Annotated in this window: 11 protein-coding genes; 2 read left to right on the plus strand and 9 right to left on the minus strand. The window is 64.1% G+C overall.

Annotation, left to right across the window (positions count from 1 at the left end; genetic code table 11):
- Positions 1-73: 73 nt before the first annotated feature.
- The 7 genes from trpB to rpsA form a co-directional block, all read right to left on the minus strand.
- Positions 74-1,294, minus strand: a complete 1,221-nt coding sequence (trpB, locus tag AB4097_RS08585; RefSeq protein WP_442038462.1) for a tryptophan synthase subunit beta — start codon at positions 1,292-1,294, stop codon at positions 74-76.
- A gap of 59 nt (positions 1,295-1,353) precedes the next feature.
- A complete protein-coding gene (locus AB4097_RS08590) occupies positions 1,354-2,013 on the minus strand; it encodes a phosphoribosylanthranilate isomerase (protein WP_442038464.1) in 660 nt (219 codons plus the stop codon).
- Positions 2,014-2,026: 13 nt separating this feature from the next.
- On the minus strand, positions 2,027-2,971 hold the full coding sequence (locus AB4097_RS08595) for an ornithine cyclodeaminase family protein (RefSeq protein WP_442038466.1): 945 nt from the start codon (positions 2,969-2,971) through the stop codon (positions 2,027-2,029).
- A gap of 10 nt (positions 2,972-2,981) precedes the next feature.
- Positions 2,982-3,335: a LapA family protein gene (locus AB4097_RS08600; protein ID WP_442038468.1), complete on the minus strand. Its 354-nt coding sequence runs from the start codon at positions 3,333-3,335 to the stop codon at positions 2,982-2,984.
- Positions 3,336-3,352: 17 nt separating this feature from the next.
- A complete protein-coding gene (ihfB, locus tag AB4097_RS08605; RefSeq protein WP_009490463.1) occupies positions 3,353-3,667 on the minus strand; it encodes an integration host factor subunit beta in 315 nt (104 codons plus the stop codon).
- Between the two features lie 26 nt (positions 3,668-3,693).
- Complete coding sequence (sppA, locus tag AB4097_RS08610) at positions 3,694-4,659, minus strand: signal peptide peptidase SppA (RefSeq protein WP_442038470.1); 966 nt, start codon at positions 4,657-4,659, stop codon at positions 3,694-3,696.
- Positions 4,660-5,053: 394 nt separating this feature from the next.
- Entirely contained in the window at positions 5,054-6,751 is a 1,698-nt protein-coding gene (gene rpsA, locus AB4097_RS08615) for a 30S ribosomal protein S1 (RefSeq protein WP_442038472.1), read from the minus strand.
- Positions 6,752-7,182: 431 nt separating this feature from the next.
- Between rpsA and AB4097_RS08620 the strand changes: the two genes are divergently transcribed.
- Both AB4097_RS08620 and AB4097_RS08625 read left to right on the plus strand, forming a co-directional pair.
- Positions 7,183-10,389, plus strand: a complete 3,207-nt coding sequence (locus tag AB4097_RS08620) for a hypothetical protein (protein WP_442038474.1) — start codon at positions 7,183-7,185, stop codon at positions 10,387-10,389.
- A 399-nt stretch (positions 10,390-10,788) separates the two neighbouring features.
- Positions 10,789-11,241, plus strand: a complete 453-nt coding sequence (locus AB4097_RS08625; RefSeq protein WP_442038476.1) for a DUF805 domain-containing protein — start codon at positions 10,789-10,791, stop codon at positions 11,239-11,241.
- A gap of 86 nt (positions 11,242-11,327) precedes the next feature.
- Here AB4097_RS08625 and AB4097_RS08630 read toward each other — a convergent pair whose 3' ends face one another.
- On the minus strand, positions 11,328-12,638 hold the full coding sequence (locus AB4097_RS08630; RefSeq protein WP_442038538.1) for an MFS transporter: 1,311 nt from the start codon (positions 12,636-12,638) through the stop codon (positions 11,328-11,330).
- A gap of 171 nt (positions 12,639-12,809) precedes the next feature.
- Positions 12,810-13,439, minus strand: coding sequence for a 2-hydroxychromene-2-carboxylate isomerase (locus tag AB4097_RS08635; protein ID WP_442038478.1), 630 nt, complete (start codon positions 13,437-13,439; stop codon positions 12,810-12,812).
- Positions 13,440-13,447: the final 8 nt, after the last annotated feature.

A 13,447-nucleotide genomic window follows, 5' to 3' on the forward strand; every position in this document is an offset into this window, starting at 1 on the left:
CCATCAGCTCAGCGCTTGATCGTGGATCCCCTTCCCTCGCTAGCGCTCGCCGGGGATGACATCAGGACTGTCGTCAAACAATCTGGTTGCCCAGGTGCTCGGCGATCTGGAACAGGTCCTTGTCGCCGCGGCCGCTGATGTTGACCACCATCAGGTGATCCTTGGGCTTCTGCGGGGCCAGTTCCATCACCTTGGCAAGCGCGTGGCTGGGCTCCAGCGCGGGCAGGATGCCCTCGAGGCGCGAGCAGAGCTGGAAGGCCTCTAGGGCTTCCTCGTCCGTGGCGGAGATGTATGTCACCCGGCCCATCTCGTGCAGCCAGGCATGCTCGGGGCCGATGCCGGGATAATCGAGCCCGGCCGAGATGGAATGGGCATCGGCGATCTGCCCGTCCCGGTTCATCAGGAGATAGGTCCGGTTGCCGTGAAGCACACCGGGACGGCCGCCCGTCAGGGACGCGGCATGGAGACCGGAGAGCCCGTGGCCCGCCGCCTCGACACCGTAGATCTCGACATCCTTGTCATCGAGGAACGGGTGGAACAAGCCGATGGCGTTGGAGCCGCCGCCGATGCAGGCGACGAGGGAATCCGGCAGGCGGCCTTCCGCCTCCATCATCTGCTCGCGGGTCTCGTTGCCGATCACGCACTGGAAGTCGCGCACCATGGCCGGATAGGGATGCGGGCCCGCCACCGTGCCGATGCAGTAGAAGGTGTCGGACACGTTGGTGACCCAGTCGCGGAGGGCCTCGTTCATGGCGTCCTTGAGGGTCTTCGTGCCGGACTGCACCGGCACCACCTTGGCGCCGAGCATGTTCATGCGGAACACGTTGGGCTTCTGCCGCTCCACGTCGACGGCGCCCATATAGACCACGCAGTCGAGGCCGAAGCGCGCGCAGAGCGTCGCGGTGGCGACGCCGTGCTGGCCGGCGCCGGTTTCGGCGATGATGCGCTTCTTGCCCATGCGGCGGGCGAGAAGGATCTGGCCCAGCACGTTGTTCACCTTGTGCGCGCCGGTATGGTTCAGCTCTTCGCGCTTGAAGTAGATTTTTGCGCCGCCGAGATGGTCGGTCATGCGCTCGGCGAAATAGAGCGGGCTCGGACGGCCGATGTAATGCGTGGAGAAATACGCCATGTCGGCATGGAAGGTCGGGTCGTTCCTCGCCTCCTCGTAGGCCTTTTCCAGCTCGAGGATGTTCGGCATCAGGGTCTCGGCCACGAAGCGGCCGCCGAACTGGCCGAAATGCCCGCGCTCGTCGGGGCCGATGCGGAAGGAATTGGGTTGGGCTTGAGCTGACACGGGCTGTCCTGCCTTGACGATCTTGAAAGCACGCCCCGGGAAGGATGTGCTGTCTTTATTTAGTGGTGGGCGGCGGCGAATGCTGTCCGGGCGGCCCTGATGAAGGCCTCGATCCTGGCCGGATCCTTGAGGCCCGGCCCGCTTTCCACCCCGGACGACACGTCGACGGCCTGCGGCTTCGTGAGCCGGATCGCCTCCGCCACGTTGTCGGGGTTGAGGCCCCCTGACAGCATGAAGGAAAGCTTGCGGTCAAGCCCATTGAGCAGCCGCCAGTCGAAGGCAATCCCGTTGCCGCCGGGAAGCGCATTGGCCGTGCGCGGCGGCTTGGCATCGAGCAAGATGCGATCGGCGCCAGCATAGGAGGTGAGAGCCTCAAGATCCGAGGGCTCCGCGATGCCGAGCGCCTTCATGACCGGGCGTTTGACCATGGAACGGATCTCGGCGACGCGCTCGGGGCTCTCGCTTCCATGCAACTGGATCAGGTCAGGGTTGATCGCCTCGACGGCCTGCGCGATGTCCTCGTCGCCCGGATTGAGCAGCAGCACCACGCGCTGGGTCCGCCCCCTCGCCTGAAGGGAGAGTTTATGGGCGAGATCGAGGCTGACGTGACGAGGGCTCCTAGGGATTCGTGTGAAGCCGACCATGTCCGCGCCTGCGCCCAGGGCGACGTCGAGGGTCTCGGGCGTCGAGAGCCCGCAGATTTTGATCAGGTTATCCATAAGGGCTACTTTACTACGCTTTTGGGAGCGAGCGCCACACCAGCATCGCCGCAGCCAGATCCTCCAATGCCGCACCGACCGACTTGAAGGCCGTGATCGCCACCGGATCGCGGCGATGCCTGCCCCGGCACAGGTCCGCGAGGGTGCCACGGATATGGCTCTCGGCCATCGCGCCGGTCTGGAGCGCCACGGCCACGTCCCCGCCTTCCGTCTTGGCGGCAAGCGTGTCGATATGGACCTGAGCCCGCAGCAAAGCCTCGTCGTCCGCCTCGCGCATCTTGAGATTGAAGGCGCCGACGAGATCGAGATGCGCGCCCGCTTTCAGCCAGGCGCCCTTCACGATGGGCGCCGTCGACAGGGTCGCGCAGGAGACGAGATCGGCCTCGCGCACAGCCGCTTCCAGGTCCGTTACGGCGGTGACAGGCAGGCCCTCCCGGCGCAGCTCGGCCGCGAGCGTCTCGGCCTTGGCACCGTTGTGGTTCCAGAGCGCCACCTCGCGGATCGGCCGCTGGCTCATATGGGCGCGGATGAGGAACGGCGCGAGGGACCCGGCCCCGACCATGACCATCCGGCTCGCATCCTCGCGCGCCAGATATCGGGCCGCCAGGGCCGAGGCGGCGGCCGTGCGCCAGACGGTCAGGCGCGTGCCGTCGAGTACCGACACGGGCTCGCCCGTGGCGCCGTCCATCAGCAGGTAGGAGCCCATGACGCTGGGAAGGCCCTTGGCGCCGTTCTCCGGAAACACGGACACGACCTTGACGCCCACGAAGCCGTCCGGCGTAGCGGGGCCGGTCCAGGACGGCATGAGCAGGAGCGTGCCATGGGCGCCGGCGCGCTCGATCTCGTGGTGATGGCGCACCGGGGTGACCATGTCGCCGCGAAAAGCTTCGGCCAGGGCATCGATCAGGGCCGGAAAGGTGAGAACCCGATCGATCTCGGCAGATGTCACGACGCGCATGATAGGGGTCTTAGAACCGGGGGCCGGGAGAAGAGGAAACGGTCGCCGGCAGAGTGGTGGCCGGAGGGTTCTGCGTCTTGAGGCGTTCCGTCTCGTAGCGCAGCTGGCGCGCCTCGCGGCGCAGCTGCCGGCGCGACTTGCGGTTCTTGCCCTGCGCGAGCCAGCCCGCTGTGCCGCCGATCACCACGCCGAGCATGACGGCCGCGAAGATCACGGCGAAGAGCGGCAGCCGGGTGGCGAATTCCGGCGCGTCCTGGGAGAACGGATCGAGCGACAGGGTCACCGGGGCGCGGTTCGCGACCGCGAGCAGAACCACCAGGATGGCAACCGGCAGAAGAATGAGCGCCTTCAGAAAGCGAATCACGAACACCTCTCAAGCAATCACTGAGCGGCCGCGGCCTTGAGCACCTTGGGAGCCGGAGCATTGAGCCGCTGACGCATTTCCTTGCCCGTCTTGAAGACGGGGACGACCTTTTCGGAGATGGAAACGGCTTCGCCCGTGCGTGGGTTGCGGCCCGTGCGGGCGTCCCGCTTCTTCACCGAGAACGCGCCGAAGCCGCGCAGCTCGACCCGGTCGCCCCTGGCGAGGGCATCGCCGATCGTATCGAGGATCGCGTTCACGATCTTCTCCACATCGCGCTGGTAGAGATGCGGGTTCTGCTCGGCAATCTTGAGCACCAGTTCGGATTTGATCATGGAATGGCTATATCTTTGACGTTGCTTTATTTTTCCGAAGGTTGCCAGACCGCCAGAAGGCCGTCAAGTTGCGCGATCTCCGCATGGGACGATGCCCGGCGCAAGACGTCCGCCACCCGGTCGAAGCCGAGGATGTCGGCCGCCGTCGCGCCCATGGCGAAGATCGAAAGGTCCCGGTCGCTCTTCGGCTTCCAGTCGCGAATCGGCAGGTCCTTGGCCACGCCCTTGTTCTGCTCGAGCCAGGCGACCGCATCGCGCTCCCCCCCGATCCGGTCGACGAGCTTCATGGGCACGCCCTGGCGCCCGCTGAACACCTGGCCGGTGGAGGCGGCCGCCAGCTCGCTCTCGCTCAGGTGGCGGCGCTCGCGCACCAGGGTCTTGAACCAGTCATAGGTGTCGTTGACCACCAATTGCATGGCGGCGCGCGCTTCCGGCGAGGTGGGCTTGAAGGGGCTGGGCTCCGCCTTGAGCGGCGTGGACTTCACCTCCTCCAGCTTCACGCCGACCTGGCTCATCAGGCCCGACACGTCGGGGTACTGGAAGAGCACGCCGATGGAGCCCACGATCGAGGTCTCCCGGGCGACGATGTAATCGGACGCTACCGCCGTGATGTAGCCGCCCGAGGCCGCCGTGCCGTCCACGAAGGTGACGACGGGCTTCTTCTCGGAAAGCCTGCGGATGTTGCGGTAGAGCTCCTCGGAGCCGGTCGTGGTGCCGCCGGGGCTGTTGATGGAAATCACCACGCCGGAAACCGCGCCCGAATCGCCCACCCGCTGCATCAGGTCGGCGAGGCGCTGGTTGCCGGTGATCACCCCGTCGACGGAAATGCGGGCGATCTGGCTCTGGATCGCCCCGTATCCCGCCCGGTCGGCGGCCGCATAGCCGAGGGCGGCCACGGCCGCGATGAGGCCCAGGAATCCCGCGACGCGCCAGAAGGAGAGCTTGCGGCGCAGACGGCGGCGGTCGGCGATGGCTTCGGCATCGATGGACATCGATTGGTCTCTTGCTGGTTCCAGGTCGGATGAGAAGGGCTGCACCCTAGAGCGCTTCGACTGCTATTTCTAGGCGGCGAGTTTGAATCCGCAGCACCTAAAATGCACCCGCGGACAAGCAGATAGGGCAAAGGGCGCGGCGGCCAAGAAAAAACCGGCACGAGGGTTGGCGCGGGTCCGGTAGGAATCGCCCGTACCGGGAAGATCCTCGACGTCATGGCCGGGCTTGGCCCCGCCATCTCGCTACTGTGAAGCGCGGTGTTTCAGTCTATCGTCATCACCGGCACGAGGCCGGTGATGACGAGGGGGAGAATTCGCACGCATCTCCGGACATAAAAAAATCCCCGGGCCGAAGCCCGGGGATTCATCAGACTCTCGAAGGTCGAGAACCCGATTACTTCTTGTCCTTGGCCTTCAGAGCGGCGCCGAGGATGTCGCCGAGCGACGCACCCGAATCGGTCGAGCCGTACTGAGCCATGGCTTCCTTCTCCTCAGCGACCTCGAGGGCCTTGATGGAGACGGTGACGCGACGGGCCTTGCGGTCGAACTGCGTGACGCGGGCATCGAGCTTCTCGCCGGCGGCGAAGCGCTCGGGGCGCTGGTCGGCGCGGTCACGAGCAAGCTCGTTGCGCTTGATGAAGGTGGAGAGGTCGGTGTCGACGATCTTCACCTCCAGGCCGCCGTCCTTCACCTCGAGTACCTCGCAGGTGACGATCTGGCCCTTCTTGATCTCGCCGGCTTCGGCGAAGGGATCGCCCGCAAGCTGCTTGATGCCGAGCGAGATGCGCTCCTTCTCGACGTCCACGTCGAGAACCTGAGCGCGGACGATGTCGCCCTTCTTGAAGTCGTCGATGACCTGCTCGCCCGGACGGTTCCAGTCGAGGTCCGAGAGGTGGACCATGCCGTCGACGTCGTTCTCGAGACCAATGAACAGACCGAACTCGGTCTTGTTCTTGACCTCGCCTTCGACTTCGGAGCCGACAGGGTGCTTCTCGGCGAAGGCTTCCCACGGGTTCTGGAGCGTCTGCTTCAGGCCGAGCGAGATGCGGCGCTTCACCTGGTCGACCTCGAGGATCACGACCTCAACCTCCTGCGAGGTGGAGATGATCTTGCCGGGGTGGACGTTCTTCTTCGTCCAGGACATCTCGGACACGTGGATCAGGCCTTCGATGCCCGGCTCCAGCTCCACGAACGCGCCGTAATCGGTGATGTTCGTGACGCGGCCCTTCAGCTTGGCGCCGACGGGGTAACGGGCGGCGATGCCCTCCCACGGATCGGCGAGCAGCTGCTTGATGCCCAGCGAGATGCGGTGCGTCTCGTGGTTGATCTTGATGATCTTCACCTTCACCGTCTGGCCGATGGTTACGACCTCGGACGGATGGTTGACGCGGCGCCATGCCATGTCGGTGACGTGCAGCAGGCCGTCGATGCCGCCGAGATCAACGAACGCACCGTACTCGGTGATGTTCTTGACCACGCCGTCGATGACCTGACCCTCTTCGAGGTTGGCCACGAGCTCGGAGCGCTGCTCGGCGCGGCTCTCTTCGAGAACCGTGCGGCGCGACACGACGATGTTGCCGCGGCGGCGGTCCATCTTGAGGATCTGGAACGGCTGAGCCACGCCCATGAGCGGGGTGACGTCGCGAACCGGGCGGATGTCGACCTGCGAGCGGGGCAGGAACGCCACGGCGCCGTCGAGGTCGACCGTGTAGCCGCCCTTCACCTGGTTGAAGATCGTGCCGTTGACGCGCTCGCCGGCCTCGAATGCCTTCTCGAGCTTCACCCACGACTCTTCGCGGCGGGCCTTGTCACGGGAGATGACGGCCTCGCCCAGCGCATTCTCGATGCGCTCGACATAGACCTCGACCTCGTCGCCGACGACCACGGTCTGGTCGCGGTTCGGGCCGGCAAATTCTTTCAGGGCGACGCGACCTTCGGTCTTGGCGCCGATATCGATGACCGCGACGTCCTTTTCGATCGCGACCACCTTGCCCTTCACGACCGAGCCTTCGCTGATCTCGTTCGTGCGGAAGGATTCTTCGAGCAGGGCCGCGAAATCTTCACGGCTCGGCTGTTGCAAAGCTGCAGACATAGGTTCTCCTGAATGGCCCTCGTTTAAAGGGGCAACGCCGGCGGCTCGTGTTAACGGGCCGTTTCCAGCCGCCGCTGCCTGAGGACGCCCCTTCTAGGGCCATGTCCGAGGCATGCCGCTCTATCTAAGCGGGCCGGCGTATCATCAGCGGATGGAAACGCTTGTACCGACAAGACTTTTCGGAATACCGCGAGGGCGCGGAACACGCACCCTTACGCAACGCCAACCGTCAATGTCTTGTCGGATGGGAGGGCTTTTACTGCAAAACGCAATTGGAAACAAGCTTTTGCCGCCTCCGAACATGTCTCTCCGGCAGTCCATCGTCTTCATTGCCACCCAGACCTTTGAAAGTTGTCCTAGGACGGCGCGGACGGACCATGTAGAGTGAAACGAAATAACGCACCCGATATGGGATGTTCGGGGGAACCCTCATGGCTTTCACGATCTTTCAGGCTGGCGGCATCGAGACTATGAGCACCCGCACCGACACCGTGGTGTTCGATCAGCATGTGACATCCCTCGCGGATCACGGGTGGCTCGTAACATGGGTCGAGCTGAACAGCGCCGGGACGGAAACCACCCTCTACCAGCGCCGCTTTGCCGCCGACGGATCGTCGGGGATGGATGTCCCGGTGGAGGCTGCCAACCCCTCCTACTTCGACGGCAGCAGCGTCCAGGCGCTGCCGGGTGGCGGCTGGGTCGTCACCTGGGTCGCCCGCAGCTCCACCTTCCAGAACCTGGGCCTTTTCCAGCGCGTCTATGATAAGGACGGTGAAACCACGGGACCGGACGTCCCGGTGAGCGCGCTTTATTCGCAACATCCGAGCACGACCGTCCTCAGCGACGGCGGCTGGGTCGTCACCTGGGAAGGCTCCGACGAAACGTCCACCCACATTTACCAGCGGCGCTACGACAGGTTCGGAGCACAGGTCGGCGTCGATCTCCGGCTCGACGATACGGGGATCCAGCAATCGGAGCCCATGGTCACGGCTCTCGACGATGGCGGCTGGATCGTTGCCTGGAGAACGCAGCAGGACGGCGCCGGCGATCGGGACATCGTCTCGAAGCGCTTCGATGCAAACGGTCAGGGAGGGCCGGAAGTCTTCATCACGGCCGCCGCCGGATCCGACGAGCGTCCGTCGGAGATCATCACCCTGGAGGACGACAGCTGGGTCATGGTCTGGCAGGCCGATGGCGGAATCTTTCAACGCCACGGCGAGACCGGCACAATCGTGAGGGTCAACGCCGATATTGGGAATACGCATGGCGATGCGAGCGCCACGGCCCTCAAAACCGGAGGCTGGGTGGTCACCTGGAACAGCGGATCCGGCATCGTCCTCCGGGCCTACGATGCGCAGGGAAACGCCACGACGGTCGAGAACGTGCCACTGGGCGCCACCGATGGCTCCGAGCCGGCGGTCGAGGCGCTGGACGATGGCGGGTGGGTCGTGACCTGGAAAGACGGGTTCCATCGCATCTCCCAACGCCAGTTCGCCCCAGATGGAGCCACGATGCTCGGATCCTCGGTCGATATCGCCATCGGCACGGATGACAACGATACCCTGCTCGCAGCCTCCAACGGACTGAATGCCGGGGACATCCTACGGGGAGGCGCCGGAACCGATACCCTCGAACTGTCCGGGGCCGGTACGCTGGACCTGACGGTCGCCGCGACGATCAGCGGCATCGAACGTATCCTCGGAAGTGCCGGCAATGACCGGATCGTCCTCAACCTGGAACGGTGGGCATCGTTCAATACCATCGACGGCGGCGGCGGGAACGACGTCCTCGAATTGTCGGGCGGCGAGGGCTCCGACCCACGGTTCCGCCTCAACGGCAGCATCACCGGCTTCGAGAAGCTTCTCTTCACCAACGCCACCCGCAGCATCATCGAGATCGTGTCGCGGGACACGGGGCTTCTGGTTCACGCCCAAGGCATCGACGATCTGCTCCTCAACAACAGCGGCACGGCCTTCACCGTGCAGGAGCGCGCCCAACTCTTCCGGCAAGGAGTCGAATCCATTCGGGACGCGAACGGAGCGACCTACACGAATGCGACCCCGACGATCATCGCCCTCGACGGCGACGCCACGAGCTTCAGCGAAGGGGGCACCGCAATCCTCATCGATGCCGGTTCGAACGCGGATTTCGGCGACGACAACGGATTGCCCGGCTCGATCACGGTCGAGATCACCGGCCATGCGAAGGCGGGCGAGGACGTCCTCGGCATCAAGGCGAACGCCAATCTCGTTCTGTCCGATGGCGCGAATGCCGGCAGCACCTTGACGTATCAGGGCGAGGTGGTCGGGATCGTCGCCCAGGGCAGCACCGCCACGCGGCTCAAGATCGACCTGACCGAAACCGCCCTCCCGTCGATCAAGTTCATCCTTCAGGCACTCACCTACCGCAACACCAACGAATTCGATCCCGCCACGGATACGCGCACCATCGCCGTGACGGTGACGGATGGCGGCGGGCGCTTCACGGTCGCGCACACGACCGTCGCGATCGTTTCCGACAACGATATGCCGACGGTCACCGTGCCGGGCGGGATTGAGACGACCCTCGACACGGGACAAATCATGCCGTTCGCCGGGCTGACGATCGGAGACGACAGCGCCTCCGTGACCGTGGTCATTACGCCCGATGCGTCCGGGAAGGGCCACTTCACCCAGATCGGCGCGGGGGTTTTGAATCCGGCGACCGGCGCCTTGACGTTCACCGGACCGGTGCAGGCCGTCATGGCGGCGATCCGCGGCGTGATCTTCGAGCCGCGCGACCGCCTGGATGCGGCAGGCATGGCGGAGGATACGACCTTCAGCATCGCGGTGAGCGACGGCGCGCTTTCGGCCCCGGCCGCCGCAGTCACGATCAAATCCATCGCGGCCAACCGGGAGCCCACCGGCATCACGCTCGACCGGGCCACGGTGCAGGAACTGGCCGGGCCGGGAATCGTCGGCACCTTCGCGACCAGCGATCCCAACGCGGGAGAAACCTTCACTTACCGGCTTCTCGACGATGCGGGCGGACGTTTCGTCATCGTCAATGGTCAGCTTATGGTCGGCAATGGCGTGGCGCTCGATTACGAACAGGCGCAGAGCCATCGGATCACGGTGCGCAGCACGGACAGGAGCGGCGTGAGCATCGACCGCTTTTTCGACATCGCCGTCACCAACGTTTCGCCGGAACGGACCGAAGGCAGCAGCGGCGACGACCGCGTCATCGGGGACAACGGCCGCGACACGCTCAAGGGCGGGGCGGGCGACGACTGGATCGCCGGCGGCCTCGGTGCGGATATCCTGACGGGCGGCGCCGGCAAGGACAAGTTCGTGTTCGATACCCGGCTGCAGAAGAGCAACGTCGATGTGATGAGCGACTTCTCGAAAGGCGACAAGATCTATCTCGACGACTCCATCTTCAGGAAGGTCGGCAAGGGCTCGCCGGAGAGCGTGGGGAAGCTTTCGTCGAAGGCCTTCTGGATGGGAGGCAAGGCGCACGATGCGAGCGACCGGATCATCTACGATCCGAAAGGCATCCTTTATTACGATCCCGATGGAACCGGCGGCGCCGCGCAGGTGAAATTCGCGACTCTTCCAAAGAAACTGAAGCTGACCGCCCAGGACTTCCTGATCATCTGAGAGGTCGTGGAATCGGCACGGCATAATCGATCGGGTCGGCCGCATCCATTGCGCCGCCGTGCCATGAACGCCCCTTCTAGGGCCATGTCCGAGGCATGCCGCTCATCGAGCGGGCCGGCGTATCATCGACGGATGGAAACGCTTGTACCGACAAGACTTTTCGGAGCACCGCGAGGGCGCGGAACACGCACCCTTACGCAACGCTAACAGTCAATGTCTTGTCGGAGGGGGGTTCTAATATCCCAAATGGCCTCAGATCACAAGGCTTTCAAGGATTTACCTGCAACTCGCACAACCCGCCTTTTCAGGAGCCTAGAACCGCAAGCAGCAAAAGAATTGCAGTCCTTATCAATTAAATAGTATGTTATTTCATATTCTCCCGCCCCTCGGATTTATGCCGTGCGTGATTTCATCGTGTCTCAGTTCTCAATCACTGGACGAACAAGCCGAAAGGACTTTTTGAGACGTTCGCTGAAGCTCTGCTACATCAGTATTTTTCTGATAGTCGCAGGTATTTTCCTGACTTCGCAAGGTTTCCGTTTTGCAGGCTATGCCGCTGTCTCTCTGATCTTGATAGCCCATATCGCCAATTACGCCATGGTCATCCGGCGGTTTCATGACCGAAGCCGCTCAGGCTGGTGGCTCATTGCATCCTTCGGAGTAAACATCTGCAGCTATTTCGCCGAAAAGCTGGAGAGGACTCATCCAGTCGCCTTCATTTGCATCATGCTTGCTTTGGCGATTGTGAACCTCTGGCTCCTGATCGAGCTGTACTTCCGACGCGGCACCGCCGGTCCCAATCGCTTCGGCGAAGATCCATCCATGGCACATAGCCAAGGGCATTCGACGTAAACTTCAGGCCAATGCCTCCGTAAGCAAAAAACCTCCGCTGCCTGGCAGCGAAGGTGCAGCGTAGACTATAAGCTTGACTGCTGATTTCAATCCTCGTGGATCAGGCTGTGCTGGCGGGTGTCCTTCATGCGCAGGTAGACGATGAGGGAGAGACCGACCATGACGGTCACGTACCAGAAGAACCCGTATTCGATCCCGGCCTGCTTGAACCAGAGCGCCACGTATTCGGCGGTGCCGCCGAACACCGTATTGGCGATGGCATAAGGCAAGGCGACGCCGAGCGCCCGGATATGGGCCGGGAACATCTCCGCCTTCACCACGGCGTTGATCGACGTGTAGCCGGTTACGATCACCAGGGCCGCGAGGCACAGGGCGAAGGCAGTGTAAGGATCCTTGGTGCCGGCAAGCGTCGAGAAGATCAGGTAGGTGAACAGCACGCCGAGGACGCCGAAGCCCACCATCAGGGGCTTGCGGCCGATCCTGTCGGACAGGGCGCCGGCTGCCGGCTGGATCACCATGAACACGAACAGGGCCGCCGCCGTGATCTGGCTCGCCGCCTCGCGGGAGAAGCCCGAGGTGTTGACCAGGAACTTCTGCAGGTAGGTGGTGTAGGCATAGAAGGCGAGCGTGCCGCCGGCGGTCAGCGCGATCACCGTGAAGGCCTCGCGCGGATATTTGGTGAAGAGCGCCAGGCCGCTGGAGCGGGGCGCCTTCGCGTCCTTGCCCTGGGCCCCTTGGGCGTTCTTGTAGGATTCCGTCTCGGCGAGGCCCCGGCGGAGATAGAACACGATCACCGCGAGCACGCCGCCGATGGCGAACGGGATGCGCCAGCCCCAAGCTTCGAGGCTCTGCTCGGACATGACCTGCTGCAGGATCAGCAGCACGGCGAGCGCCAGGAGCTGGCCGGAGATCAGGGTCACGTACTGGAAGCTCGAGAAGAAGCCGCGGCGGCTCTTGCCCGCCATCTCGCTCAAGTACGTGGCGCTGGCGCCATATTCGCCGCCGACGCTGATGCCCTGGAGCAGGCGCGCCAGCACGAGGACGATCGGGGCGAACACCCCGATGCTGTCGTAGCCCGGCGTGACGGCGATCATCAGCGAGCCCGTACACATCAGGGTCACGGACAGGGTCAGGCCGGCCTTGCGGCCCCGGCGGTCCGCATAGATGCCCATGATCCAGGCGCCGATGGGGCGCATGAGGAAGCCGACCGCGAAGACGGCGGCGGCGTTCAGGAGCTGGGCAGTCTGGTCGCCCTTGGGAAAGAACACGGGGGCGAAATAGAGAGTGAAGGCGGAATAGACATACCAGTCGTACCACTCGACCATGTTGCCGGCCGACCCGCCGAGGATCGACTTCAGGCGGCCTTTCTGGTCGGCGACAGAGTTTTTCATCAACATCATGCGACTCGTTTTCCAACGGGGGCACACGCTCCGAACCGAGGGAGCGCATGGCTTTACAAAAGAGACTGGAAGGATTGTCGGGGCGGCAGCGCTTGGCGTGTCACTGCGGCCTTATGGGTTGGAACCCGACATAGTACCGCCCTGCCCTTGGGTCAAACCGCCCTTGGGTCAAACCGGCCAGTCCGAGCGCCGGGCCTGGGCGAGTGCCCAACTGAGCGCCTGTTCGAGCCGGTCGTTGCCCCAGAACATCTCCCCGTCCTCGGTGAAGAAGGTGGGCGCGCCGAAGATGCCCCGGGACTGGACCTCGTCGCCCATCCGGCGCAGGCGCGTCTTGTTGGCCTCCCCTTGCGCCTCGGCGAGAACCGTCTCGGGCTCGAGCCCCATCTCCTTCAGAATGTCAGCCAGCACCGCCGGATCGGCGATGTCGCGGCCCTCGCCGAACTCGGCCGTGTAGACGGCCTTGGTGAAGGCCGAGGTCCAGCCGGGCTCGACGCCGATGAGCGCGACGCGCGCCGCCAGGAGCCCGTTCTGTGGAAAGGTTTTCGGACGGTAGAAGGGCAGCCCGAACCGGGCTGCCTCCCGCTCCATGTCCCGCCACATGTAGCGTCCCTTGACGGGAAAGACCGCGAAGGGCGAGGTCTCCATGCCTTGCGCCTTGAAGACGGGACCGAGCAGGAACGGCCGCCACAGGAGCACGACGCCCGCCTCCGCCGCGGCCTTCTCGATACGCATGGCGGCGAGATAGGAATAGGTGGAGGCGAATTCGTACCAGAATTCCAGGTTCGGCTGGCGGATCATGAGCGTCT

This window comes from Microvirga sp. 2MCAF35, assembly GCF_052115545.1.
In the GTDB taxonomy this organism is placed as follows: domain Bacteria; phylum Pseudomonadota; class Alphaproteobacteria; order Rhizobiales; family Beijerinckiaceae; genus Microvirga.